General features: G+C 72.7%; 22 protein-coding genes and 1 pseudogene. 10 read left to right on the forward strand and 13 right to left on the reverse strand.

The features are described 5' to 3' along the window. Nucleotides 1–2 precede the first annotated feature (2 nt). Together ACFV6E_RS19775 and ACFV6E_RS19780 are read left to right on the forward strand one after the other, a co-directional pair. Nucleotides 3–977 (forward strand): CAP domain-containing protein, encoded by a 975-nt coding sequence (locus tag ACFV6E_RS19775; protein WP_385162546.1) that lies wholly within the window; start codon nucleotides 3–5, stop codon nucleotides 975–977. A 154-nt stretch (nucleotides 978–1,131) separates the two neighbouring features. Continuing rightward, nucleotides 1,132–1,542 carry a winged helix-turn-helix transcriptional regulator gene (locus ACFV6E_RS19780; RefSeq protein ID WP_385463079.1) on the forward strand — a complete coding sequence of 137 codons (411 nt, stop codon included), beginning with the start codon at nucleotides 1,132–1,134 and terminating at the stop codon, nucleotides 1,540–1,542. A gap of 3 nt (nucleotides 1,543–1,545) precedes the next feature. On the opposite strand, the gene mutM is transcribed toward ACFV6E_RS19780, so the two are convergent. From mutM to ACFV6E_RS19820, 8 genes are all read right to left on the reverse strand, one after another. Next, nucleotides 1,546–2,406, reverse strand: a complete 861-nt coding sequence (gene mutM / locus ACFV6E_RS19785) for a bifunctional DNA-formamidopyrimidine glycosylase/DNA-(apurinic or apyrimidinic site) lyase (RefSeq protein WP_385463082.1) — start codon at nucleotides 2,404–2,406, stop codon at nucleotides 1,546–1,548. 68 nt (nucleotides 2,407–2,474) lie between these two features. Continuing rightward, nucleotides 2,475–3,305 (reverse strand): ribonuclease III, encoded by an 831-nt coding sequence (rnc, locus tag ACFV6E_RS19790; protein ID WP_385463085.1) that lies wholly within the window; start codon nucleotides 3,303–3,305, stop codon nucleotides 2,475–2,477. Nucleotides 3,306–3,324: 19 nt separating this feature from the next. After that, nucleotides 3,325–3,498, reverse strand: coding sequence for a 50S ribosomal protein L32 (rpmF, locus tag ACFV6E_RS19795; RefSeq protein ID WP_028802425.1), 174 nt, complete (start codon nucleotides 3,496–3,498; stop codon nucleotides 3,325–3,327). Between the two features lie 2 nt (nucleotides 3,499–3,500). After that, nucleotides 3,501–4,154, reverse strand: a complete 654-nt coding sequence (locus ACFV6E_RS19800; protein ID WP_385463088.1) for a YceD family protein — start codon at nucleotides 4,152–4,154, stop codon at nucleotides 3,501–3,503. 131 nt (nucleotides 4,155–4,285) lie between these two features. After that, nucleotides 4,286–5,365 (reverse strand): ATP synthase F0 subunit B, encoded by a 1,080-nt coding sequence (locus tag ACFV6E_RS19805; RefSeq protein WP_385463091.1) that lies wholly within the window; start codon nucleotides 5,363–5,365, stop codon nucleotides 4,286–4,288. Between the two features lie 110 nt (nucleotides 5,366–5,475). Then, the gene (gene coaD, locus ACFV6E_RS19810) at nucleotides 5,476–5,985 is read right to left on the reverse strand and encodes a pantetheine-phosphate adenylyltransferase (protein WP_385170059.1); all 510 of its coding nucleotides are present in this window, start codon (nucleotides 5,983–5,985) and stop codon (nucleotides 5,476–5,478) included. Next, nucleotides 5,982–6,569, reverse strand: coding sequence for a 16S rRNA (guanine(966)-N(2))-methyltransferase RsmD (gene rsmD / locus ACFV6E_RS19815; protein WP_385170056.1), 588 nt, complete (start codon nucleotides 6,567–6,569; stop codon nucleotides 5,982–5,984). The genes coaD and rsmD overlap by 4 nt, the downstream gene beginning before the upstream one ends. A 100-nt stretch (nucleotides 6,570–6,669) precedes the next feature. Then, nucleotides 6,670–9,900: a helicase-related protein gene (locus ACFV6E_RS19820; protein ID WP_385170053.1), complete on the reverse strand. Its 3,231-nt coding sequence runs from the start codon at nucleotides 9,898–9,900 to the stop codon at nucleotides 6,670–6,672. Between the two features lie 173 nt (nucleotides 9,901–10,073). On the opposite strand from ACFV6E_RS19820, the gene ACFV6E_RS19825 reads away from it, so the two are divergent. Then, on the forward strand, nucleotides 10,074–11,948 hold the full coding sequence (locus ACFV6E_RS19825; RefSeq protein ID WP_385170050.1) for an HSP90 family protein: 1,875 nt from the start codon (nucleotides 10,074–10,076) through the stop codon (nucleotides 11,946–11,948). Next, nucleotides 11,945–15,274 carry a tetratricopeptide repeat protein gene (locus tag ACFV6E_RS19830; RefSeq protein ID WP_385463094.1) on the forward strand — a complete coding sequence of 1,110 codons (3,330 nt, stop codon included), beginning with the start codon at nucleotides 11,945–11,947 and terminating at the stop codon, nucleotides 15,272–15,274. Before ACFV6E_RS19825 ends, ACFV6E_RS19830 begins: the two co-directional genes overlap by 4 nt. Nucleotides 15,275–15,377: 103 nt before the next feature. On the opposite strand, the gene ACFV6E_RS19835 is transcribed toward ACFV6E_RS19830, so the two are convergent. Beyond that, nucleotides 15,378–17,102 carry a DAK2 domain-containing protein gene (locus ACFV6E_RS19835; protein WP_385463097.1) on the reverse strand — a complete coding sequence of 575 codons (1,725 nt, stop codon included), beginning with the start codon at nucleotides 17,100–17,102 and terminating at the stop codon, nucleotides 15,378–15,380. Between the two features lie 261 nt (nucleotides 17,103–17,363). On the opposite strand from ACFV6E_RS19835, the gene rpmB reads away from it, so the two are divergent. Further along, nucleotides 17,364–17,549, forward strand: a complete 186-nt coding sequence (gene rpmB, locus ACFV6E_RS19840; protein WP_003993230.1) for a 50S ribosomal protein L28 — start codon at nucleotides 17,364–17,366, stop codon at nucleotides 17,547–17,549. A gap of 260 nt (nucleotides 17,550–17,809) precedes the next feature. Continuing rightward, nucleotides 17,810–18,628 (forward strand): annotated as a pseudogene (locus tag ACFV6E_RS19845) (BTAD domain-containing putative transcriptional regulator); the annotation flags it as partial. 104 nt (nucleotides 18,629–18,732) lie between these two features. Here the strand turns inward: ACFV6E_RS19845 and ACFV6E_RS19850 are convergent. Next, nucleotides 18,733–19,698, reverse strand: coding sequence for a thiamine-phosphate kinase (locus ACFV6E_RS19850; RefSeq protein WP_385170036.1), 966 nt, complete (start codon nucleotides 19,696–19,698; stop codon nucleotides 18,733–18,735). A 206-nt stretch (nucleotides 19,699–19,904) separates the two neighbouring features. On the opposite strand from ACFV6E_RS19850, the gene ACFV6E_RS19855 reads away from it, so the two are divergent. Both ACFV6E_RS19855 and ACFV6E_RS19860 read left to right on the forward strand, forming a co-directional pair. Next, nucleotides 19,905–20,138 carry an Lrp/AsnC family transcriptional regulator gene (locus ACFV6E_RS19855; RefSeq protein ID WP_030612688.1) on the forward strand — a complete coding sequence of 78 codons (234 nt, stop codon included), beginning with the start codon at nucleotides 19,905–19,907 and terminating at the stop codon, nucleotides 20,136–20,138. 20 nt (nucleotides 20,139–20,158) lie between these two features. Continuing rightward, nucleotides 20,159–20,653: a DUF3515 domain-containing protein gene (locus ACFV6E_RS19860; RefSeq protein WP_385170034.1), complete on the forward strand. Its 495-nt coding sequence runs from the start codon at nucleotides 20,159–20,161 to the stop codon at nucleotides 20,651–20,653. Nucleotides 20,654–20,701: 48 nt separating this feature from the next. On the opposite strand, the gene ACFV6E_RS19865 is transcribed toward ACFV6E_RS19860, so the two are convergent. The 3 genes from ACFV6E_RS19865 to ACFV6E_RS19875 all read right to left on the reverse strand — a co-directional run bounded on the left by ACFV6E_RS19865 (nucleotide 20,702) and on the right by ACFV6E_RS19875 (nucleotide 23,942). Beyond that, complete coding sequence (locus ACFV6E_RS19865) at nucleotides 20,702–21,859, reverse strand: D-alanine--D-alanine ligase family protein (RefSeq protein WP_385170031.1); 1,158 nt, start codon at nucleotides 21,857–21,859, stop codon at nucleotides 20,702–20,704. A 305-nt stretch (nucleotides 21,860–22,164) separates the two neighbouring features. Then, nucleotides 22,165–23,175, reverse strand: a complete 1,011-nt coding sequence (locus ACFV6E_RS19870; RefSeq protein ID WP_385463100.1) for an NAD(P)H-dependent glycerol-3-phosphate dehydrogenase — start codon at nucleotides 23,173–23,175, stop codon at nucleotides 22,165–22,167. Next, nucleotides 23,172–23,942 carry a lysophospholipid acyltransferase family protein gene (locus ACFV6E_RS19875; RefSeq protein WP_385463103.1) on the reverse strand — a complete coding sequence of 257 codons (771 nt, stop codon included), beginning with the start codon at nucleotides 23,940–23,942 and terminating at the stop codon, nucleotides 23,172–23,174. Before ACFV6E_RS19875 ends, ACFV6E_RS19870 begins: the two co-directional genes overlap by 4 nt. Before the next feature lie 142 nt (nucleotides 23,943–24,084). Between ACFV6E_RS19875 and cofC the strand changes: the two genes are divergently transcribed. Both cofC and ACFV6E_RS19885 read left to right on the forward strand, forming a co-directional pair. Then, nucleotides 24,085–24,738, forward strand: a complete 654-nt coding sequence (gene cofC, locus ACFV6E_RS19880; RefSeq protein WP_385463106.1) for a 2-phospho-L-lactate guanylyltransferase — start codon at nucleotides 24,085–24,087, stop codon at nucleotides 24,736–24,738. Between the two features lie 53 nt (nucleotides 24,739–24,791). Then, nucleotides 24,792–24,995, forward strand: coding sequence for a hypothetical protein (locus ACFV6E_RS19885; protein ID WP_385170020.1), 204 nt, complete (start codon nucleotides 24,792–24,794; stop codon nucleotides 24,993–24,995). Nucleotides 24,996–25,060 lie beyond the last annotated feature (65 nt).

The raw sequence follows: 25,060 nt of genomic DNA on the forward strand, positions 1-25,060 counted from the left end.
AGATGGGACGCCACCGACGCTCCGCCGCCGGCCGCGCCGCCACCGGCCGCGCCACCGGGACCACGGATACACACCAGGCCCACTGGGCGAGCACGGAGAGCTACGGACCGGAGAACCTGTACGGCTATGCGGCGGTGGCTGACCTGCCGTCCACGGCCGCTCGTTCGCACCGCAAGAAGAAGGCCGCGACCCCGGTGCGCACGGGCCTGCTGGGCGTGTCCGCGGCCGTCGCCCTGGGCACCGTAGCGGTGGCCACCGGGGTGCTGCCGGGCAGCGACAATTACTCCGTCGGCGGCGGGAACGGCTCGGACAACGTCCAGGCCGCGGCCTCGCCGTCCGGTCTGGAGACCCAGCAGGGCGGTTCGGCCGGCGCCGCCGAGGAGCGCGGCTCCGAGTCGACCAGCCGCGACGCCGAGCGGACGCAGTCGCCCACGCCGGCACCGTCGAAGACGGCGAAGAAGCCCTCGGCGACGCCCTCCGACGAGTCGTCGTCGCAGGCGTCGGACTCGTCGGGCTCCGCCGGCTCGTCGCAGGAGACCGAGGAGCCGAGCACCGCCACGAAGGCGCCGAAGACCACGCCTTCGGTGTCCATCTCCGCCGAGACGGCGGCCGAGGCCGAGGTGCTGAAGCTCGTCAACGAGGAGCGCGCCAAGGTCGGGTGCAGCCCGGTGGCGGCGAACAGCGCGCTGGCGTCGCTGGCCGCCGCGTTCAGCGAGGACATGGCCGCCCGCGACTTCTTCGACCACACCGACCCGGACGGCGCCAGCCCCTGGGACCGGGCGGCCGCGGCCGGCATCACGGGCCTGGGCGGCGAGAACATAGCCCGCGGCCAGGCCACCGCCGCGGCGGTCATGGAGGCCTGGATGAACAGCCCCGGCCACCGCGCCAACATACTGAACTGCGACTTCAAGACCCTCGGCGTCGGCGCGCACTTCGGTTCGGGCGGCCCCTGGTGGACGCAGGACTTCGGTTACTGAACCACCCACAGGCACGGCGGCCGCAGGTGACGTTGCCCGGCGGCCGCCGGTACGGTCCACGCGCGCGTGGGCCCCGCACAGACCGCGCCGACGTGCGCTAACTGATGGTTAGCGCAATCTTCTGGTCGGCGCTGCGCGCGCGTATGGTGATCTCATGGAAACCATCGCGCACACCGAGGACGCGGAGAGCGACGCGGACCTCCCGTACGACGTGTTCGCCCGCGGCTGCCCGTCGCGGAGAACGCTGGAGCACGTCACCGGACGCTGGGGCGCGCTCACGCTGGGCGCGCTGCACGAGGGGTCGTTCCGGTTCAACGAGCTGCGCCGCCGGGTGGACGGCGTGAGCGAGAAGATGCTCTCCCAGACGCTGCACGCCCTGGAGCGGGACGGTCTGGTGCACCGCGAGGCCCAGCCGACGAACCCGCCGCGCGTGGACTACCGGCTGACCCCGCTGGGGCACGAGGTCGCCGAGCGCCTGCTGACCCTCATCCGCTTCGTCGAGGGCCGTATGGACGACGTCCTGGCCTCCCGCGAGCGCTACGACGAGGCGCGGGCCTCCGCCTGAGCACTACCCGTTGGCGCGCGGCGGGCGCTGGCATTTCGGGCAGTAGTAGCTGGACCGGTTCATCCACGGCCGCCGGCGCATCGGGGTGGCGCACCGCCGGCACGGCAGCCCCTCGCGCCCGTACGCGTCCAGGGACCGGTCGAAGTAGCCGGACTCCCCGTTGACGTTGACGTAGAGGCTGTCGAAGCTGGTGCCGCCCACCGAGAGGGCCGCGTTCATCACGTCCCGGACGTGGCCGAGGAGTTCCGCGGTCCGCGGGCGCGTGAAGCTCGCCGTCGGGCGCTCGTAGTGGATCCGGGCGCGCCACAACGCCTCGTCCGCGTAGATGTTGCCGACGCCGCTGATCAGCGACTGGTCGAGCAGCGCGCGCTTGACGGTGGTGCGCTTGCGGCGCAGCGCGTCGTGGAACGCGGCGTCGTCGAAGAGCGGGTCCAGGGGGTCGCGGGCGATGTGCGCGATGACGTCGGGCAGGCCGTCGGGCGTGGTGTCGTGCAGCGAGAGCCCGCCGAAGGTGCGCTGGTCGACGAAGCGGAGTTCGGTGCCGAGGGCGTCGGCGAACCGGACGCGGATGCGCAGGTGCTTCTCGTCGGAGGCGTCGTGCGGCTGCACCAGGAGCTGGCCGCTCATGCCGAGGTGGGCCAGGATCGCGGTGCCGGTCGTCTCCAGCGGCAGCCAGAGGTACTTCCCGCGCCGGCTCGGCGTGCCGACGCGCTGTCCCCTGAGTCGCTCGGCGAAGTCGCCACCGCCCGCGACGTGCCGCCGTACGGCGCGCGGATGGCGCACCTCGGCCTCGCTGACGGTCCGGTGGGCGACCCAGCGCTCCAGACCACGGCGGACGACCTCCACCTCGGGCAACTCGGGCACTTCGCGCTCCCTCACGCACCGCGGCGCCCGCCCCGGTCATCGGGGCGGGCGCTCGGGATGTTCTTCTCTCAGGCGGAGGCCGAGGGGGCGTCGGCGGGCCCCTCGGCGTGCTGGGCCTCGGCCGCCTGGACGGCCTGGGCGGCTTCCGCCGCCGCCTTCGCACGTTCGTCCGCGGCGGAGCGGATGGAGCGCCACGCGGACTCCGCGGCCTGCTGCTCCGCTTCCTTCTTGCTGCGGCCGGTGCCGGTGCCGTACGAGACGCCTCCGACGCGGGCGGCAGCAGTAAAGGTCTTCTCGTGATCCGGGCCCGTCTCCGAGACCAGGTACTCGGGGACACCGAGCCCCTCGGTCGCGGTGAGCTCCTGGAGACTGGTCTTCCAGTCCAGGCCGGCGCCCAGGTTCGAAGACTTCTCGATCAGCGGGTCGAAGAGCCGGTGGACGAGCTCGCCCGCCGCTTCGAGGCCCTGGTCGAGATAGACCGCGCCGATCACCGCTTCGAGGGTGTCGGCGAGAATGGATGCCTTGTCCCGGCCGCCCGTGCCTTCCTCGCCCCGGCCCAGCCGGATGAAGGAGCCGAGGTCGAGCCCGCGGCTCACCTCCGCCAGCGCACGCGAGTTGACCACCGCGGCCCGCAACTTGGCCAGCTGGCCCTCGGGCAGGTCGGGGTGGGTGCGGTACAGCGTGTCCGTGACCACGAGGCCGAGGACGGAGTCCCCGAGGAACTCCAGGCGCTCGTTGGTCGGCAGACCGCCGTTCTCGTACGCGTAGGAACGGTGCGTCAGCGCACGCACCAGAAGGGCGGACTCGAGCTGGTAGCCGAGCCGCCCTTCCAGAAGCGTGTGGGACGAGGCTGTGTCCGCCTTTTTCTTGGCGTGCGCTTCCGCCTTGGCGTCAGACATCAGACCTCTCACCAGCCGCTCAGACCTCGAGGACCTGGCGCTTGTTGTAGGTGCCGCAAGCGGGGCACGCGATGTGCTGCTGCTTGGGCTCGTGGCAGCGCTCGCACGCAACCAGGGTGGGGACCGCAGCCTTCCACTGCGACCGGCGGTGGCGCGTGTTGCTGCGCGACATCTTCCGCTTCGGAACAGCCACGGCTACTTCTCCTGCTTCTCGTTGGCGCGCACCGATCGAGGCGCTTCGCCACTCATCTCGTCCTTCTCGCCATCTTCGAGTGAACCGGCGAGTCCCTGCAAAGCCGCCCAACGGATGTCGACGGCGTCGTGGTGGTGGTCCGGGTCGTCCGCGAGGCGTGCTCCGCAGTCGGAGCAGAGGCCGGGGCAGTCGTCCTGGCACACCGGCTGCATCGGCAGTGCGAGCACCACCGCATCACGCAGCACGGGCTCGAGGTCGAACAGGCCGTCCTCGAGAAAGAGCCTGTCCTCGTCTTCCTCGGCGTCGTCGGCCGGTTCCGCTTTCACACGGCCACGGTCGTCGGCGTCAGGGTACGAGAACATCTCCTGGAATTCCGCTTCGACCTCGAGGCCGAGCGGCTCCAGACACCTTACGCACTCCCCCTCGGCCGACGCACGGGCGGTGCCTGTGACGAGCACCCCCTCCATGACCGACTCGAGGCGGAGGTCGAGCTCCACCGGAGCGCCTTCCGGCACTCCGACGACTCCCTGGAGACCGAGGTCCCGGGGAGCTTCGATCGTGCGGGTCAGGCGCTGGAGCGCACCAGGACGCCGCCCCAGCTCGTGTGTGTCGAACACGAGAGGGTTGCGGTGGTCGAGGCGGGCGTTCAGAGCCATTCCTGCTTTCGATCTTCGATGCGTGGGGGCGCCGCCCTGGAGTCCGGGCAGCGGTGATCGCGGTACACGCGACCGAAGAGCCAGGATACTGGACCTTTCGCTCTCGGCCCAATCCGGTGCCGCGACGGCCGTCAGTGGCCGCCCCGCCCCTGTTCGTAGGCCCGCAGCTGCTCCGCGCTGATCATGCTGGTGTCGAAGAGACTCGTCTCGTCCAGCGCCTGCGGCTGCTGCTGCGCCTGCTGCTGCTGCTGCGGATAGCCCTGCTGCTGGCCGCCGTCGTAGACGGGCTGCTGGTCGTAGCCCTGCTGCGGGTAGGCGGCGTACGGATCGGCCTGCTGGTAGCCGTACGCGTCCTGCTGGGCGTACTGCTGCTGGTAGCCGTAGGGGTCGGCCTGCTGCTGGTAGGCGTAGACCTCCTGCTGCCCGTAGGACGGCTGGGCCGGGACCTCGGGGCTCTGGGCGGGCTGCTGCGGCTGCTGGGGCTCCTGCGGGTCCGCGAGCTCGGCGAGGCCCGCGAGGTAGTCCGCGTCGGTGGTGTGCCGGTCGGCAGAGCCGTCGTCCGCGAGGGAGCCGAGGTCGTCGGTGGCGATCCGGCCGTGCAGCTTCTGCCGGCCGCGGCCGACTGCCTCCAGGGTCTTGGCCAGGACCGCCTCGAAGGCGCCGAGCTTGACGTCGACGTACGCGTCGGCGTCGCGGCGCAGGGTCTCGGGGTCGTGGCTGCGCTCGGGGGCGTCCTCGTCCTCGTAGCCGTGCTCGTCGACGCCGGGTCCGGTGCCGAGGAGCTTCTCGCGGCCGCGGCCCACGGAGCCGAGGGTCTTGGTGAGGACGACCTCGAAGTTGGCCAGCTTCGAGTCGACGTAGTCGTCGGCCTCGGCGCGGATCTCCTCGGCCTCCTGGCGGGCCTCGGCGACGATCCGGTCCGCCTCGTTCTGCGAGCGGCGGGCCACCTCGGTGTCGGAGATCAGGGAGCCGCGCTCGGCGTGCGCGGTCTCGATGATCCGCTCGGCCTCCTGCCGGGCCTGCTCGACCATCTGCTCGCGGCCGCCGATCAGCTCCTGGGCCTGGGCCAGGGAGCCGGGCAGCGCCTCGCGCACTTCCTCGAGCATCGAGAGCAGCTCCGCGCGGTTGACCACGCACGAGGCCGACATGGGCATGGACCGGGCGCTGCCGACCGCCGAGACGATCTCATCGAGCTTCTTCTGCACGTCCACCGTGTGCTCGCCACTCTCTACAGCTGTGTTGGAGACGGACGGGTCGACTGTACGACCACTTCCGTCACGGCCGACACCGGGTGACGGGCAGTCAGGCCACGGTGTCCGGATCAGCCCTTCGCGAGGCGTTCCCCGAGGGCCTCCAGGACCAGCGGCGGTACCAGGTGGGAGACGTCGCCGCCCCAGGCCGCCACCTCCTTGACGAGGGAGGAGGACAGGAAGCTGTACGTGGGGTTCGTCGGGACGAAAAGCGTCTCGACTCCCGACAGGCCGTTGTTCATCTGGGCCATCTGCAACTCGTAGTCGAAGTCGCTGACCGCGCGCAGGCCCTTGACGATGGCGGGGATGTCGCGCTGCTTGCAGAAGTCGACGAGCAGTCCGTGGAACGACTCCACCCGTACGTTCCCGAACTCGGCGGTGACCTGGCGGATCAGGTCGATCCGCTGGTCGATCTCGAAGAGGCCCTTCTTCGACTGGTTGATCATCACCGCGACGTACACCTCGTCGTACAGCCTGGAGGCGCGGGCGATGATGTCGAGATGTCCGTTGGTGATCGGGTCGAACGACCCGGGACAGACGGCGCGGCGCAACTGAGGTCCCTCGCTCTCCGGTCCGGTCATCGTGCGTCTTCGCACGTAGAGGCGGCGCGACCGTACCAAAACGTTCCCTCGCCGTACCGGCGCGCCCGCAGCTCCTCGAAGCCGTCCGGCCACCGGAAGTCCCCGCCCCTGGTGCTGCGTTCCACGGTGACGAGGGCGTCGGCCGCGAGCCAGCCCCCGGTGCGGAGTGTGAGCAGGATCTCCCGAAGATCGCCGTCCGCGACGGCATACGGAGGATCGAGAAAGACCAGGTCGTACGGGGTTTCGGGGGCCGGCCCCTGGATGATCTGTTCCGCTTTGCCCGCCCTGACCTCGGCGCCGGGCAGGCCCAGGGACCGGACGTTCTCCCGGACCGTGCGGGCGGCGCGGGCGTCGGCCTCCACGAGCAGGGTGTGAGCGGCGCCACGGGACAGGGCCTCCAGGCCGACGGCGCCCGAACCGGCGTACAGGTCGAGGACCCGCTCGCCGTCCAGCGGGCCGCCGAGCAGGGACTGCCAGGTGGAGAAGAGGCCCTCGCGCGCGCGGTCGGAGGTGGGGCGGGTGCCGGTGCCCGGCGGAACGGCCAGGCGGCGTCCGCCGGCTGCGCCGGCGATCACGCGGGTCATGTGGGGTCCTGTCCGTTCCTCGTCCGGGGATGTCGTCCGGGGACCAGTCTCGCAGGCCGCGGGGCTGCCCACTTTCTCGCAGCGGCTCGGGGCGCCGGCCTCAGCCCTTCTCCAGGTACTGCTCCCTCTCGTCGTCCAGCAGGGCGTCCAGGGCCGTGCGCAGGCCGGGCAGGCCGGTGAGGTCCGGGTCGGCGGCGACGACCGCGGTGGCCTCCTCGCGGGCCTCGGCGATGATCTCCTCGTCGTCGATGACGGCGAGGACCCGCAGGGAGGTGCGCGCGCCGGACTGGGCCTGGCCGAGGACGTCGCCCTCGCGGCGCTGCTCCAGGTCGATCCGGGACAGCTCGAAGCCGTCGAGCGTCGAGGCGACCGCGTTCAGCCGCTGGCGGGCGGCGCTCGCCTCCGGCATCTCGGTGACCAGGAGGCAGAGGCCGGGGGCGGAGCCGCGGCCGACCCGGCCGCGGAGCTGGTGGAGCTGGGAGACGCCGAAGCGGTCGGCGTCCATGATCACCATCGCGGTGGCGTTGGGCACGTTGACGCCCACCTCGATCACCGTCGTCGCGACCAGGACGTCCGTCTCGCCGGCCGCGAAACGGCGCATGACCGCGTCCTTGTCGTCGGGCTGCATGCGCCCGTGCAGCACCTCCACGCGGAGCCCCTGGAGCGGGCCCGCCGAGAGCTGGTCGGCGATCTCGAGCACGGCGAGCGGCGGCCGCTTCTCCGCGTCGGCGCCGCCCTGAGGGGACTGCTTCTTCCTGCCCTTGCCCGGAGCGTCGTCCTCGTCGCCGATGCGCGGGCAGACCACGTACGCCTGATGGCCGTTCGAGACCTCCTCGCGGACCCGCTCCCAGGCTCGGGCCAGGAAGTGCGGCTTGTCGGCGGCGGGGACGACATGGCTGGCGATCGGCGAACGCCCGGCCGGGAGCTGGTCCAGGACGGAGGTCTCCAGGTCGCCGAAGACGGTCATCGCGACCGTGCGCGGGATGGGCGTGGCGGTCATGACGAGCAGGTGCGGCGGCTGCTTGCCCTTGCCGCGCAGGGCGTCGCGCTGCTCCACGCCGAAACGGTGCTGCTCGTCCACGACGACCAGGCCGAGGTCGTGGAACTGGACCTTGTCCTCGATCAGCGCGTGCGTGCCGATGACGAGGCCGGCCTCGCCGGTGACCAGGTCGAGCAGCGCCTGCCGGCGTGCGGCGGCCCCCATCGAGCCGGTGAGCAGCACCACCTTGGTGGAGTGCTCGGCGCCGCCGAGCATGCCGCCCTCGGCCAGCTCGCCCATCATCTCCGTGACCGACCGATGGTGCTGCTGGGCGAGGACCTCGGTGGGCGCGAGCATCGCGGCCTGCCCGCCCGCGTCGACGACGGCGAGCATGGCGCGCAGCGCGACCATCGTGTTGTGGGTCACCGTGAAGTGGTCGGTGACATAGGCGTGACTCGTATGAGCCACGCTGATGCACTGAACGGGCTTCCGCCCCACGTACTCGACCGCTCGAATGCCTCGCCGGAACGTGTTGTACTTCGGCCTCGGCCGTACACGTGCTGCTTTTCGCGAGAGCCTGAACGGGGGACACTCGTCGGGCAGCGCCACCGAGACGTTGTAGGCGGCTTTCTTCGACAGGACTCGCGCACGGCCGCCGAGGGAACGTACGAGCCACGCGACATCTTCCGCGAGCCTGCGCGAAGCCGAGCAGAAAGAAACGTCCATCCCGTTGGCGTGAACGGTGCCATCGGTATCCAGGAGCCCTTGCAGCAGAGCAAGACGGTTCTTGATCGATGTGTTCTTGAACTCGTCGGGGACGAACTTGCCATGCGACGTAACGCCCCAAAGGTTCATGGCCCGCAGAACCTGGATCACTGGATTGCGGACGCCTCCGGCACGTCGTGCCAGCTGAATGGTGTAGTCGCAGCGTGAATTCTTCACCGGCACGAGGTGACATTCGGGCCCGACCACCGACGCCGCGGCGTCGCGAATCTCGTCGTCGATCGTGGACAGCCGCAGGTTGTGCCGGAACGAGCCGTCTCCGAGGAGCAGACCGAACAAGTACGGGTCGAGAGGCAGGCCGCCGTCATCTCCGAGGTCGACGGGGGCAGCAGCCGGGATGTACCACTTCGAGGAGCCGTTCGACTTGAAGGTGTCCGCGCGGATCTCGCGAGTGGTCATGACCTTGGGCGGCTGGCCCCGGTGCCATCCGCAGCTCGTGCCCACGATCCAGAGATGCTCGTCGTCGCATTCGACGGAGCTTCCATCGGACAGGACCAAGCGCCAGACGTCCCGCTCGCCTTGCGGGAAAACACCGTCGATCAGCGCGATCTCCCCGTCCGGCACCACCACTTCGCCCCCCACTCTCAGGTCCCCCATACGGCGGAAACCGGCAGGTGTGAGAACGAGCGAGTCAAGAGGCTGGGCCTTCCCGGAACCGACCTCTCCCTGGAGGAGGCGGTGCATCGGGTGTTCGGTGGCCAGGTCGTCGAAGATCTCCTTGGAGACCTTGCGCTGGCCCTCGGTCAGGGTGAAGGGCAGCTTGGCGTCGAAGGCGGTGAGCAGGCCGTCGGCGGCCGGGACACGGGCGACGGCGGGGAGCTGGGCGTCCGCGAACCGGCGGCGGGCCAGGGCGACCTGGAGGACGAACGCCTCGTCCCACTTGAGGCGGGCGCGGGCGTCCTCGATGTCCGCCTTGGTGTGCGGGCGGTGCATCTTCAGCAGCGCCTCGGGCAGGGGGACGAGGCCGCGGCCCTCCTGGAGCTGGGCCGGCAGCGGGTCGACCGCCTCCTGGACGCTCGGCAGCACCGTCTGGACCGCCTTGGCGAGCTTCCAGGACTCCAGCTTGGCGGTGGCCGGGTAGATCGGGATGAGGGCTCCGGCCCAGCTGTCGACCGCCTCGGCCGCGTCGTCGCCGCGCAACAGCTCGTACGCCGGGTGGGCGAGCTGGAGGCGGCGGTTGAAGACGGAGACCTTGCCCGAGAACATCGCGCGCGTGCCGGGCAGCAGCTCCTTGTGGGGCTTGTGCACGCCGTTGCCGAAGAAGACGAGCTGGAGGCGGCCGCTGCCGTCCGTGATGGTCACTTCGAGGCGCTGGCCCTTGCCCCGGGGCGCCTTGGCCGAGGCGAAGGTGGCCAGGCGGGCGTCGGCGACCTGGGCGACGACGGTGACGTGCTCGTCCATGGGCAGGTCGGCGAGGTGCGTGAGCTGCCCGCGCTCCTCGTATCTGCGCGGGTAGTGGTGGAGCAGGTCGCCGACGGTGTGCAGGCCGAGATGCTCGGCCATCACCTTCGCGGTGGCGGGTCCGAGCACCTTCTTCAGTGGTTCATCGAGCGCGGGCACGAGATCCATTGCACACCACCGCACTGACAATGCCGTACAGGTCAGCCAAGTTCCGGGGGAATCCGCTGGTCAGGCGGCTCGCTCGGGGCCTAGGATGACGCGCCACCTCCTGTTCGCGGTCACCGTCCGCCGGGACCGCCCGACCCCGCGCCGTCGCCCGTCCCCCCACCGGCGCAGCGACGATGGACTCCTCGACTTCACAGCCTTCCCAGCCGTCCCAGGCGTCTCGGACGAATCCGGCCTCCGAGTCACCTCACACCTTCCAGGTCGACCTGCGCGGTCTGGTGGACCTGCTCTCCCATCACCTGTACTCCAGTCCCCGTGTCTACCTGCGCGAACTGCTCCAGAACGCGGTGGACGCCATCACCGCGCGGCGCGCGGAGGACCCGGACGCGCCGGCCACCGTCCGGCTGACCGTGGAAAGCGGCGCGCCGGGCGCCCTGCGCGTGGAGGACTCCGGCGTGGGGCTCACCGAGTCGGACGTGCACAACCTCCTGGCGACCATCGGCCGCAGCTCCAAACGGGGCGAGGGCCTGGAGTCCGCGCGCTCCGGTTTCCTCGGCCAGTTCGGCATCGGGCTGCTGGCCTGTTTCGTCGTCGCCGAGCGGATCCGGGTCGTCAGCCGCAGCGCGCGCACGCCCGACGCGCCGCCCGTGGAGTGGACCGCGACCGACGACGGTTCGTACACCGTACGGACGCTGCCGCAGGAGGCCCGCCGCGAACCCGGCACCACCGTCCACCTGGTGGCGCGCGCCGGTGCGGGCGAGTGGCTCACCGAGGAGCGGGTGACGTCCCTGGCCCGGGACTTCGGCTCGCTGCTGCCGTACGACGTCCGGGTGGGCGACGAGGCGATCACCGATCTGCCCGCGCCCTGGGACCGCGCGTACCCGGGCCCGGCGGCGCGCCGGGTGGCCCTGGCGCGGCACTGCCAGGACCTGTTCGGCTTCGCGCCGCTGGACTCGATCGACCTGGACGTGCCGCTCGCCGGGATCCGCGGGGTCGCGTACGTGCTGCCGTCGTCGGTCAGCCCCGCGCAGCGGGCCGGGCACCGCGTCCACCTCAAGGGCATGCTGCTGACCGAGCGGGCCGAACAGCTCCTCCCGGACTGGGCGTTCTTCGTGCGCTGCGTCCTGGACACCGACAGCCTGCGGCCCACCGCGTCCCGGGAGTCGCTGTACGAGGACGAGACCCTGGCCGCCGTACGGGAAGCGCTGGGCGAGCGGATCCGGTCCTGGCTGACCGGGCTCGCCGCGGGCGATCCGGAGCGGCTGGCGGCCTTCCTGTCGGTGCACTACCTGGGCGTGAAGTCGCTGGCCAGGCACGACACCGAGATGCTGCGCACGATGCTGCCGTGGCTGCCCTTCGAGACCACCGACGGGCGGCTGTCCCTGGAGGAGTTCGCGCAGCGCCACCCGGTGGTGCACTTCACCCGCACCGTGGAGGAGTACCGGCAGGTCGCGCCCATCGCGTCGGCGCAGGGCGTCGGCGTCGTGAACGGCGGCTACACCTACGACAGCGAGCTCGTCGAGGCACTGCCCTCGGTGCGCCCCGGCACGGTCGTCGCCGAGCTGGACGCGGACACCGTCACGGCGCACCTCGACACGGTGGACCCGGCCGAGGAGCTGGCGCTGTCGGCCTTCCTTGGGGCCGCTCGCGCCAGGCTCGACGCCCTGGGGTGCGACGTGGTGCTGCGCGCCTTCCACCCGCTGTCCGTGCCCGCGCTGCACCTGGACGACCGGGCGGCCCGGCACGAGCAGGCCCGCGCGGAGGCCGAGGAGCAGGCCGACGACCTGTGGGCGGGCATCCTGGGCTCGCTGCGGGGCAGCGCCCCGCGCGCGCGGCTGGTGCTCAACCACCTCAACCCGCTGATCCGCCGCATCAGTTCGCTCAGCGACCCGGAGCTGATCGGCACGGCCACGGAGTCCCTGTACGGGCAGGCCCTGCTGATGGCGCAGCGGCCACTGCGGCCCGCGGACTCCGCGCTCCTCAACCGGGCGTTCATCGGCCTCCTCGAATGGGCCACCCACCCCACCACCGAAGAGGACGGCCGCCGATGACCGCCATCACCGACTTCGACTCGCTCCGCCGGGCGATGGCGGAGAACTACGACCAGCCGGAGGGCCCCGCCCGCAACGCGCGCGCGGAGCAGCTCCTCGCCGATGCCGAGAAGCTGGACATCCCGCTCGCCGTGATCGAGGCGCTCGGACACCAGCTGAAGGTCTACAACTACAGCTCCGAGAAGGACAAGATGTTCGTCCCCTTCGCGCGCCTGCTGCGCATGTGGGACGAGCGCCCCGAGGACTTCGACGAGTACGAGATCCATACGCTGCACTGGGTCTTCAAGTGGATGTCGGCGGGCATGCTCGGCCAGCCCCACATCCCGCTGGCCTCCATAGAGAAGTGGCTCGGCGAGATGGAGCGCCGCTACCGTCTGGCCGGTCACTCCGAACGGGCTGTGCGCAGCGCCGAGTTCAGCGTGGCCCACCACATCGGGGACCTGGCGCGCGCCGGACGCGCGTACGAGGCGTGGCTGGCCGCAGACCGGGACAGCATGGCCGACTGCCACGCCTGCGAGCTGCACGACCAGGGCTGGTGGCAGACCGAGCGGCAGTCGGACGCGGAAGCGCTGGAGCTGTGGCGGCCGGTCCTGGAGGGCGAGTACACCTGCGCCCACGAACCGCACACGGTGCTGGCGTCCGCGCTGCTCCCGCTGCTGCGGCTCGGCCGCCTCGACGAGGCGCGCGCCTGTCATCTGCGCGGCTTCCGGCTGGTGCGCCCCATGGAGAGCATGCGCGACGCGTACGCGGACCACGTCGAGTTCTGCGCGCTGACCGGCAACGAGGCGCGTGCCCTGGAGCTGCTGGCCGAGCGGCCCGCCTATTTCACGGACTCCGGGGAGCCGCGCAGCAAGCTCGAGTTCCTGGCCGTCGTGGCCCTGCTGATGGACCGCCTGACCGGGCTGGGGCTCGGTGGGCAGACGGTGCCGGGACCGGCCGGCCGGGTCTGGACCGCCCGCGAACTCGCCCTCCACGCGCGCGAGGAGGCGCTGTCGCTGGCCGCGCGCTTCGACGAGCGCAACGGCACCTCGTACGTCGGGGACCGCACCCGGGCCCGGATGGACCGGCAGCCGCTGGTGGACCGGCTGCCCCTGGGCGTCAGAACCCGCACGACGCGTCCTGTGGCCGCCCCGAAGCCGCCCGTGGCTCAGGAGTCGGCCGCGGCGCCGGGCGGGGCCGAGGGAGCGGCCGAGGCGGAGCTGCCCGCGCTGCTGGCCAGGGCGCGGCAGCTGTCGGAGTCGATGGCCGCCGACGCGCCCGAGGCGTGGGCGGCGGTGGCCCGCGCGGCGGACGGCCGGGAGCTGGCCGCCCACGACCGCGCGGAGATCGCGGACCACGAGGCCATGGTCCTCGGCGGCGCCGAGGGTGCCGCGCTCTTCGAACGCGCCGCCCGCTGGTACGCGGAGGCGGGCGACCCCGGGGAGGCCCTCGCGGCACGCGCGCGTGGAGCGTACGCACGCGCGGAGTCCGAGGGGACCGGCGCGGCCCTGGCCGCCGTCCGGCAGCCGTACGAGGAGGCGCTCGCCCTCCTCGCCGCGGACGGCACGGGGGTGCGCCAGACGGCGTCCGTGCTGGTGGCCCGGGCCCGGATCCTGATGCAGCGCGTGCACGAGACGGCGGACGGGACTTCCGACGAGGCGGCGGAGACCGCCGGGGGCGCCGGGCCGCAGGAGCACCCCGGGGAGGCGTCCGGCGCCGGTGACGAACCGTCCGCGCCCGACGCCGCGCGTGTCCAGGCGGACGCCGAGGCGGGGACCGTGACGGACGCCGGGCCTCGGCGCACCGCCGGGAACGCCGGGACACAGGAGCGTGCCGGAAACGCGTCCGGCACCGGGGACGGCCCGGACGCGCACGACGCCGCGCACGTCCAGGCGGACGCCGAGGCGGGGACCGTGACGGACGCCGGGCCTCGGCGCACCGCCGGGAACGCCGGGACACAGGAGCGTGCCGGAAACGCGTCCGGCACCGGGGACGGCCCGGACGCGCACGACGCCGCGTACGTCCAGGCGGACGCCGAGGCGGCCGTCACGGAGCTGCTCGGCCTGGCCGAGCCGCACACCGGCGACGTACGGCTCGCCGCGCGGGCCGCCGAGGCGCGGGCGATGCTCGCGGAGCTGGCCGCGCACCGCGGGGACGCGGAGACGGCGGCCGGACTGTTCGCGCAGGCGTCGGAGGCGTTCACGGCGGCCGGACTGCCCTGGTTCGCCGTGCAGTACCAGTCCCGGCTCGCCCAGATCGCCCGGCACCTCGGCGACGCGGAGACGGCGGAGCGCGCGGTACGGGCCGCGCTGGAGCACGGCGGCCCGTATCTGGAGCCCGTCGGGCAGGCCCAGCTGCGGTTGCAGCTGGCCGACACGCTGGCCGCCACCGGAGGCTTCGCCGAGGCGGCCGAGCAGGCCCTGGACGCGGCGCACTGGGCGGACGAGGCCGGCGAGGGGACCACGCTCGGCGCCTGGGCGCGGCACCGGCTCGGCGGCTTCCTGCTGCGCCAGGGGCGCTGGGCGGAGACGGCGGAGGTGCTGGAGTCCGCGCTGCCCGACCTGACGCCACAGACGCACGGTGACGGGGCGGTCGTGCAGACCCTGTGGTGGCTCGGCGACTGCCTCGGCGAGCTCGGTGAGCACCGGGAGGCCGCCGAGCGCCGGCTCCAGGCCGCCGAGATCGCCCGGCACTGGCCCGAGCAGGACGACCACGCGATGCTCGCCCACCTCGCCGCCGAGTCACTCGGCCGCGCCGGGCTCTCCGCCCAGGCCGAGCAGGCGTACGTCCGCGCCGGCGAGCTCTGGCGCGAACTGGGCAACGTCCCCGGTCTGATCCGCTCACTGCGCGCGGGCGCCTGGATCGCTGTGCGCCAGGAGGACGCGGGGCGCGACCGTGGCCGGCAGCTCATGGCGGAGGCGGTGCGCGTGTGCGAGCAGGCGCTCGACGGGGAGGGCGACGCGGAGGTCCGGGACGGGCTGGCGGACGAACTCGGCCACACCCACCGCCAGTTCGCGAACCTGATCGGCCAGTCCGTCTCCGACGACACGGAACCGGAGCCGATGCGGGCCGCGCGCGAGGAGGCGCTGGACCACGCCACCCGGGCGATCGCCGTCTTCACCCCTCTCGGGGACGCCGCCCTCGACGGCCGTACCGGCGCCGAGCTGTCGGCGGCCTGGCTGGAGGCCGACCTCGACCGTCCCGACGCGGCATCGGCACGCGCGCGTGGGGTGCTCTCCGCGTACGACGGTGCGACGGGCGAAACCGCGGAGAACCGCCGCGCGGAGGCCGGACAGCTGCTGCGGCTGATGGAGCGGCGGGCGGCGGACGACAGCCGGGTGAACTAGGAACACCCGGCCGGGAACGCCCCTCCCAGGGGTGTCGGGCACGAGTGACGGGCGGTGTCGGGGACGAGTGACGGGCGGTGTCGGGGACGACGGCGTCGTCCCGTCACTCCACCCCGATCAGCAGCAGCGCCCCCTGCCGTCCGCCCCGGTAGACGACCGTGTCCACCGCCAGATAGGACTCACGGACCCGTGCTTCGAGGTGGGCGGCGATCGTGTCGGACGCGTCGTCGCCCAGGACCAGGGTGACCATCTCGCCGCCGGCGGAGAGCATCCGGTCCAGGACGGTCTCGGCGGTGGCCGTGACGTCCGAGCCGATGACCGCGACGTCGCCGTCGATGAGGCCGAGCACGTCCCCGGCCTGGCAGATGCCCGCCATGGTCCAGGACTGGCGCTCCGCGACGGTCAGTTCGGCGTACCGGGTGGCGCCCGCCGCGGAGGTCATGGCGACGACGTCCTCGTCGAAGCGGCGGTCGGGTTCGTGCACGGCGAGCGCGGCGATGCCCTGCACGGCGGACCTGGTCGGGATCAGCGCGACCCGGACGCCCTCCGTGCGGGCCTGCTCGGCGGCCGCGGCCGCGGTGTGCCGCAGCTCCGCGTCGTTCGGCAGCAGCACCACCTCGCGCGCGTGGGCCCGCCGTACCGCCTCGACCAGCTCGCCGCTCGCGGGCGGCTCCCCGGGCCGCGCGAGCACGGTGGTCGCCCCGGCCTCGGTGTACAGCCCGGCCAGGCCCTCCCCGGGGACGACCGCGACGACGGCCCGCTGGGCCCGCTCGCGCGGCGGACGCCCGGCCCCGCCCGTGTGGACGTCCCCGGCCCCGAAGTGCGTGATCCGGATCCGGTACGGCCGTCCCGCCTCGACGCCCGCCTCGACGGCGGCGCCGGCGTCGTCGACGTGCACGTGGACGTTCCACAGGCCGTCCCCGCCGACCACCACGAGGGAGTCCCCCAGCCCGTCGAGGCGGGTCCGCAGCCGTGCCACGGCCTCGTCCTCCGCCTCCAGCAGATAGATCACCTCGAACGCGGGGCCGTCCCCGGCGGCCGCCCCGTCCCCGCACTCCCCGGGCCGCGCTCCCGCGTCGGCGGCCACGCGTGCGAGGGCGCCGTCCTGCTCGTGCCGCACGCGCGCGTGGGCGGTGCCACCCGTGCCGTGGTCCACGCGCGCGTGCCCGGTCAGCGTCTCCACCAGGGCCGCGAGAACCGCGACCAGGCCCCGGCCGCCCGCGTCGACCACACCCGCCCGCTCCAGCACGGCCAATTGCCGGGGCGTCGCGGCGAGCGCGGACCGGGCGCCCTCGTACGCCGCGCGGGCCACCTCGCCGCAGTCGCCCTCGACCCCGTCCGCGGCGTCGGCCGCCGCGGCGGCGACGGTGAGCACCGTGCCCTCGACGGGGTGCGCGACGGCCTGCCGTGCGGCGTCGGCGGCGTGCCGCAGCGCGAGCCGCAGCCCCGGCCCGTCGGTGTGAGAGGTGTCACCCCCGGCGGCGAGCACCTGCGCCATGCCGCGCAGGAGCTGGGCGAGGATCGTCCCCGAGTTCCCCCGCGCGCCGATCAGCGCCCCGTGCGCCATCGCCCGCGACACCTCGGCGAGCGTGGGCCGTCCCGGCGCCGTGACGTTATCGGGCATCGCGCCGTGTCCGGCGAAGACCGCCTCGACCGCCGTGACCGCCGATTCCACCGTCAGATAGAGGTTCGTCCCGGTGTCCCCGTCGGCCACCGGATAGACGTTGATGGCGTCGATCTCCTCGCGCGCCCGCCCGAGCGCCCCGAGAGCGAGACCGCACCAGGTCCGCACCGCGGATGCGTCCAATATCTGCGGCACCTGCGGCACCTGTGCCTCCTCGAGCTGCTGGACGTGGGACCGCAGCGTAGACCCAGGCCGGGGCCCCGTCGGCAGAGGGCCGCGGCGGGCTCGGCGGCGGGCCGCCGGGCCGTCATGGTAGTTTCGTTGTACGGACGCAGTCGTTGTATGCTGCTCCGGTTGCCCGATCCGATCGGGCCTTCCCCCTGGCACCGCCACTCAGATCCTAGATCTTGATCCCGGCATGCCGGGATCAACCCGTAAGAGCATCTGAAGTCTTTGGAGTGACCCGTGGCTGCCAACTGCGACGTCTGCGGCAAGGGGCCGGGCTTCGGCAACAACATCTCGCACTCGCACCGCCGTACGTCCCGTCGCTGGAACCCGAACATCCAGCGCGTCCGTACCGTGGTCGGCGGGACGCCGAAGCGCGTGAACGCTTGCACCTCGTGCATCAAGGCCGGCAAGGTCTCGCGCTGACGCCATTCCCTGTTGTCCCGGCCCAGGCCGGGAAGGGAACCCCATCAGACGCGGCCACTGCTGGTTCGCTGCTCTGAGCCGGTCCACTCACAGTGGACCGGCTTTTTGCTGTCTCCGGACGGCCCGCCGCCGTCCCACCGGGCTGCGGAAGGCGTTGTCCACAAGTCGCCGAAGCCGTTTTCCACAGGTTTAGCCGGCCTGCGGAAGGCGTTGTCCACAGGCCTCGGCGGCCGTCTCCGCCGACTGCCAGTATCGGCCGGGTGCGCTTCGGCATTCTCGGACCCCTGGACATCCGCACCGCGGACGGCACTCCGCTGGACCCCGGCGGACCGCGCCCCCGTGCCCTGCTGACACTGCTGCTCCTGGACGCCGGGCACGCCGTCCCGACGGACCGGCTCACCGCCGGGCTGTACGGCGACCGGCCGCCCGCCGGAGCCGCCAACGCCCTTCAGTCCCAGATCTCCCGGCTGCGCCGGCGCCTCGCCCCGCACGCGGAGATAGCGGCGACCCCGACCGGCTACCGCCTCGCCGTCCCCGCGGACTCCGTCGACGCCCACCGCTTCGAGCGGCTGGCCCGCGACGGGCACACGGCCCTGATCCGGGGCGAGCACCCGGAGGCCGCGGCGCTGCTGCGGGAGGCGCTCGCCCTGTGGCGCGGCCCGGCCCTCACCGATCTGCCGGACGCGCACCCCCGCCTCGCCCGGCTCGACGAGCTGCGGCTGACCGCCGTACAGGACCGCGTGGACGCGGATCTCGCGCTCGGCGGCGGCCCGGAGCTCGTGGCGGAGCTGCGGGCGCTGCTCGCGGCGCGGCCGCTCGGCGAGCGGCTGTACGGGCAGCTGATGCGGGCCCTGCACGCGGGCGGGCGGACCGCCGAGGCCCTCACGGTGTACGAGGAGGCGCGGCGCGCCCTCGCGGACGAGCTCGGGGCGGACCCGTCGGCCGAGCTGTCCGCGCTGCACGTCGAGCTGTTGCGGGGCACCGGCTCCGGGCCGGGCGCGGAGCGGCGCCCGCCGGCCCAGCTCACCAGCTTCGTGGGCCGTGCCGCCGAGCTGCGCCGGGTCGGGAACCTGCTCGCCCGCAACCGTGCCCATGACCGGTGCCGGCCCGGTCGGCCACCGTCCGCGCGGTCCGCCGGGCCGCCGGGCCCGCCGGACCGGTCACCATCGCCGTGTAAAAACCGTCAGGACTCTATGTCCCCGAAATGATCCCAGCCGCCCTTGCTGGTCCAGGGCGCTCCGTCGACCGTGACCTGCGGCAGCGCCGACGGGTTCAGCACCTCGCCGATCACCTTCCAGCGGGCGGGCAGCTTCACGTCCGGCGGGAAGGTCGCCACGATCGCGTGGTCCTCGCCGCCGCTGAGCACCCACTGGATCGGGTCGACGCCGACGGCCTGTCCGATGTCGTTCATCTGGGAGGGGATGTCGATGTCCCCGGAGCGCACGTCGATGCGCACCTTGCTGGCCTCGGCGATGTGCCCGAGGTCGGCGATCAGCCCGTCGCTGACGTCGGTCATCGAGGTCGCGCCGAGCCCGGCGGCCGCGGGGCCCGCGTGGTACGGCGGTTCCGGGCGGCGGTGCGCCTCGACGAAGGCCCGCGGCGAGCGGAACCCGCGCGAGAGGACGGCGAACCCGGCCGCCGACCAGCCGAGCCAGCCGGTCACCGCGACCACGTCACCGGGCTGCGCCCCGCCCCTGGTCACGGGCTCGCTGTTGCGCAGATCGCCGAGCGCGGTGATCGCCACGGTGATGCCGTCACCGCGTACGACGTCGCCGCCGACCACGGCCGCGCCCGCGACCTGGCACTCGTCGCGCAGCCCGTCCATCAGCTCGGTCGGCCAGGTGGCGGGCAGTTCGGCCGGGACGACCAGGCCGAGCAGCAGCGCGGTCGGCACGGCGCCCATCGCGGCGATGTCCGCGAGGTTCTGCGCGGCGGCCTTGCGGCCCACGTCGTACGCCGTGGACCAGTCACGGCGGAAGTGCCGTCCCTCGACGAGAATGTCGGTGCTCGCCACGACCCTGCGGTCGGGTGCGGCGACCACCGCGGCGTCGTCGCCCGGCCCCACCCGCACCGCCGGGGTGGTGGTGAGCCGCGACGTGAGCTCCCTGATGAGCCCGAACTCCCCCAACTCGCCCACGGTGCCCTTCATCGTCGCGCTGCTCCCTCTGCCGCGGCCGGTGTCCGGTCGCGAGCCGTCTCTGTCCTCGGTACGGTCGAGTCGACCGTCAACTTGTGCGGTACGTGCACTCCGGCGCGCAAGCCACCGCCTCCGCGGGTCTCCCCGTGGCGAGCGGCGACGCGATACCGTGGCGTTCCTTTTCCCCACATGATCCTCGTGGCCGCCCTGGAGGTTCCGTGGTACAGGCGTACATCCTGATCCAGACGGAGGTCGGCAAGGCGTCGACCGTCGCCGAGACGATCAGCAAGCTCCCTGGGGTGATCCAGGCCGAGGATGTGACAGGACCGTACGACGTGATCGTGCGCGCGCAGGCCGACACGGTCGACGAACTCGGCCGCATGGTGGTCGCGAAGGTCCAGCAAGTGGACGGCATCACTCGCACCCTGACCTGCCCGGTCGTGCACCTGTAGCCCCCGTCTACCCTGAGCCGGTGAACGTCTTCCGTTACCGGCACACCACTTTGTTCGGGCTGCCCGTGGTCGCCCTGCTGATCGCCGCCACGGGCTGCTCCTCAGCAGACGACAGCACCGAGGCCGCGGTTCCCGAGCCGGACGCGACGGTCACCAAGCTGTGCCAGGACCTGGACAAGGTCCTGCCGGAGAAGGTGGACGGTCTCGAACGGAGGGATCCCGAGCCCCGGTCCGCGCTGACGGCGGGCTGGGGAGGCAGCGCGATCATACTGCGCTGCGGTGTCGGACAGCCCGCCGAGATGCTCGACACCGGCGCCGACACCACCGAGGTGAACGGCGTGGGCTGGCTGGTGCAGGAGGAGGACGACGGCTCGTACGTCTTCACCACGAGTCTGCGCCGGGCCTACGTCGAAGTGCGGATCAGCGAGGAGCACGCGAAGCAGGGCGGTGCCGGCGCGCTCGTCGACTTCGCGAAGCCCGTGAAGAAGGCGATCCCCGAAGGGATCGCCGACTAGAACTTCTCCGTGTGCGGTGGCGCCAGTGCTTCTCCGTGTACGGCGGCGCTAGCGCAGGCCGGTCGAGCGGCGCAGGGCCGCCTGCACCAGCAGGTCGACGAGCTCGGGGTAGCTGACCCCGCTCTCCTGCCACATCCGCGGGTACATGGAGATCGGCGTGAAGCCCGGCAGGGTGTTGACCTCGTTGATCACGAACTCGCCGTCCTCGGTGAGGAAGAAGTCCGCGCGGACGAGTCCCTCGCACGAGACCGCCTCGAAGGCGTCGACGGCCAGCCGCCGCACCTCGGCCGTCTGCTCCTCGGTGAGCGGCGCGGGCACGATCCCGGGGGCGGAGTCGATGTACTTCGCCTCGAAGTCGTAGAAGTCGTGGGACTGCACCGGCGGGATCTCGGCGGGCACGCTCGCGCGCGGCCCGTCCTCGAACTCCAGGACCCCGCACTCGATCTCGCGGCCGCGCAGCAGCGCCTCCACGATGACCTTCGGGTCGTGGCGCCTGGCCTCCTCGATCGCCTCGTCCAGGCCCTCGAAGGAGTCGACCTTCGTGATGCCGAACGAGGATCCCGCGCGCGCGGGCTTGATGAAGAGCGGCCAGCCGTGCTCGCCCGCGAAGTCGGCGATCCGGCGGCGGGCGCCGGCCTGGTCGCGCTCCCACTCGCGCGGCCGGACCACCAGGTAGGGGCCCACCTTGAGCCCGAACGAGGTGAAGACCCGCTTCATGTACTCCTTGTCCTGGCCGACGGCCGAGGCGAGGACGCCCGCGCCGACGTAGGGGACCCCGGAGAGTTCCAGCAGGCCCTGGAGGGTGCCGTCCTCGCCGTACGGGCCGTGCAGCACCGGGAAGACGACGTCGACCTCGCCCAGCGCCTTGGGCACCGAACCGGGCTCGCTGTAGACGACTTCGCGGTTGGACGGGTCGACGGGGAGCACCACGCCGCCCTCGGTGGACTCGGCGAGCTGGTCGACGTCCGGCTGCCGCCGGTCGACGATCGCCATCCGCTCCGGCTCGTCCGCGGTGAGCATCCAGCGGCCGTCCCGTGCGATGCCGATCGGCAGGACGTCGTACTTCGTACGGTCGATGGCGCGCAGGACGGCGCCGGCCGTGACCACGGAGATCCCGTGTTCGGAGCTGCGGCCGCCGAAGACGACGGCCACGCGCGGCTTGCGAGGCGGCTGCTCGGGGCTCTGGGAGAGGTTCTCGGTGCTCATATCGGGTTGAGAGTACCCGTTGGTAGGCGGTGCGTCAGCGCCCCACGGCGGCCTCGGCCCGGCATCGTCCGGCTCCGTCCGGCCGCCGTCGCTGAGCGTCGCACCCGCGGTAGCGCAGCGTCGCGACGGCGGGACCGGCGGCCCGCCCCGGGCGAACGGCGCGGCACATTCCGTACGACGGCGGACCCGGCGGCCGTACGACGGCGGACCGGGCGACCGTACGACCGGGAACACGGTCAGTCGTACGGCCGGGGGCGCGGGCAGCCCTGTAGCCGGATTCTCGGGCAGCCGTACGGCCGGTGGGTTCAGCGGCGTTCCGGCTTGGCGCTGCGGCCCATCAGCTCCTTGACCGCGAGCACGGGCGACTTGCCCTCGTGGACGATGCCCACGACCGTCTCCGTGATGGGCATGTCGACGCCGTAGCGGCGCGCCAGATCGAGCACGGACTCGCAGGACTTGACGCCCTCGGCGGTCTGCTTGGTGACCGCGATGGTCTGCTGGAGGGTCATGCCCTTGCCGAGGTTGGTGCCGAAGGTGTGGTTGCGCGACAGCGGCGAGGAGCAGGTGGCGACGAGGTCGCCGAGGCCCGCGAGGCCGGAGAACGTCAGCGGGTCGGCGCCCATGGCGAGCCCGAGCCGGGTGGTCTCGGCGAGCCCGCGGGTGATCAGGGAGCCCTTGGCGTTGTCGCCGAGACCCATCCCGTCCGCGATGCCGACGGCGAGCCCGATCACGTTCTTCACCGCGCCGCCGAGCTCGCAGCCGACGACGTCGGTGTTGGTGTACGGGCGGAAGTACGGGGTGTGGCAGACGGTCTGGAGGCGCTGGGCGACGGCCTCGGAGCGGCAGGCGACCACGGCGGCGGCCGGCATCCGGGCGGCGATCTCCCGCGCCAGATTGGGCCCGGTGACCACGGCGATCCGGTCCTGGCCGACCTTGGCGACGTCCTCGACGACCTCGCTCATCCGCATCGCGGAGCCGAGTTCGACGCCCTTCATCAGGGAGACCAGGACGGTGTCGGGGGCGAGCAGCGGCGCCCAGTCGGCGAGGTTCGCGCGCAGCGTCTGCGAGGGCACGGCGAGCACGGTGAAGTCCGCGCCGCTCGCCGCCTCGGCGGCGTCCGTGGTGGCGCGCAGGTTGCCGGGGAGTTCGACGCCCGGCAGGTAGTCGGGGTTGGTCCGGGTGGAGTTGACCGCGTCGGCGAGGTCGGCGCGGCGCCCCCACAGGGTGACGTCGCAGCCGGCGTCGGCCAGCACCATGCCGAAGGCCGTGCCCCACGATCCGGTTCCGAAGACGGCCGCCTTGACCGGCTCGCTCACGCGCCCTGCCCTTCTTCCGCTTGGGTCTTCGACTGTGTTGCGGCCCTGCGGCGCTGCTGGATGCGCGCCTCGCGCGGGTCGTAGCGGGTCGCGGGCGCCTTCTCCCCGCGGATCTGCTCGAGCTGCGCGGTGACGGCGGCCATGATCACCTCGGTGGCCTCCTTGAGGAGGTCGGGGCTCATCTCCTTGTCGTAGAAGCGCGACAGGTCGACGGGCGGTCCCGCGAGCACGTGGTGCGTCTTGCGGGGAAGGACGTCGGGCTTCTTGGCGTACGGCGGCAGCAGTTCGTTGGCGCCCCACTGGGCGACCGGGATCACCGGGCACTTGGTCTGCAGGGCGACCCGCGCGGCGCCGGTCTTGCCGGTCATCGGCCAGCCGTCGGGGTCACGTGTCAGGGTGCCCTCGGGGTAGAAGGCGACGCATTCGCCCCGCTCCACGGCGTCGATCGCGGCGCGGAAGGCGCTCAGCGCGTCGGTGCTCTCGCGGTAGACGGGGATCTGTCCGGTGCCGCGCATGGCGGCGCCCACGAAGCCCTTCTTGAAAAGCCCGGACTTCGCCAGGAATCGCGGAACACGTCCGGTGTTGTACTGGTAGTGCGCGTACGCGAAGGGGTCCACGTGGGAATTGTGGTTCACCGCGGTGATGAATCCGCCCTCAGCCGGAATGTTCTCCATTCCACGCCAGTCCCGCTTGATCAGAACCAGCAGCGGCGGTTTGCACAAGACCGCTGCGAAGCGGTACCAGAAGCCGATTCTGCGGCGGTACACGCGGACACCTTCCTCTAGGGCCTGTGGGCCGCACAAGTGTCGCCCCAGGCCGCCTGTCTGTCGAGAACACCGTACGCCCCGGTTACCGGCGCGCCTCGGGGTCCGGGTCACAATGGGCGCGACAAGGAGGGACGGAACGCTCGTGCAGTGGACCCTGGTCGTACCCCTCAAAGCCCTGGCGCGGGCCAAGAGCAGGCTCTCGGACACCGCGGGGGACGGAGTGCGTCCGGGTCTCGCGCTCGCGTTCGCGCAGGACACGGTGGCCGCCGCCCTCGCGTGCGCCGCGGTACGTGATGTGGCGGTCGTCACGGACGACGCGGCGGCCGGGCGGGAGCTGGCCGCCCTGGGCGCCCGGATTGTCCCGGACGAGCCGGCCGGCGGCCTGAACGCCGCCCTGGCCCACGGGGCCGCCGTCGTACGCGCCCGCCACCCGGAAAGCGCCGTCGCCGCCCTGAACGCCGATCTCCCCGCACTGCGGTCCGCGGAATTGGCCCGGGTACTCGACTCGGCCGCGGAATTCCCCCGCGCTTTTCTCGCCGACGCCGCCGGAATCGGTACCACTCTGCTGGCCGCCGCGCCCGGCCGGGAATTGCTGCCCGCTTTCGGCCCCGCGTCCCGCGCCCGCCACCGCGCCTCGGGGGCGGCGGAACTGACCCTGGACTCGGTGAATTCCGTACGACAGGACGTGGACACCGGCGCCGACCTACGAGCGGCCCTCGCCCTGGGCGTGGGCCCGCGCACGGCGAAAGCCGCGGCCCGCCTACTGACCCCGGACGCAAGCGGCGGCACCCTGTAGGGGCCCGAGGGGCAACACCCCGGCAGGGGCGCGAAGCGCCTACCCTTCGCTTCATGCAAGCGACCGCGTACACATACGACCCCGGAACCCGCAGCGGGCAGGTGCTGCTCGACGACGGCACCCCGGTCCCGTTCGACGCACCCGCGTTCGACGCGGGCGGCCTGCGGCTGCTGCGGCCCGGGCAGCGGGTCCGCATCGAGGTCGAGGGCGAGGGCGCGGCCCGCCGGATCACCCTGGTCACGCTCCAGACGTTCTGAGGCGGGTCCGGGCACGCCCCCGGACGCACCGCGGGCCGGGCTCCCGAGGGGAGCCCGGCCCGGCG

Source organism: Streptomyces sp. NPDC059785, from assembly GCF_042732375.1.
Taxonomy (GTDB): Bacteria; Actinomycetota; Actinomycetes; order Streptomycetales; family Streptomycetaceae; genus Streptomyces.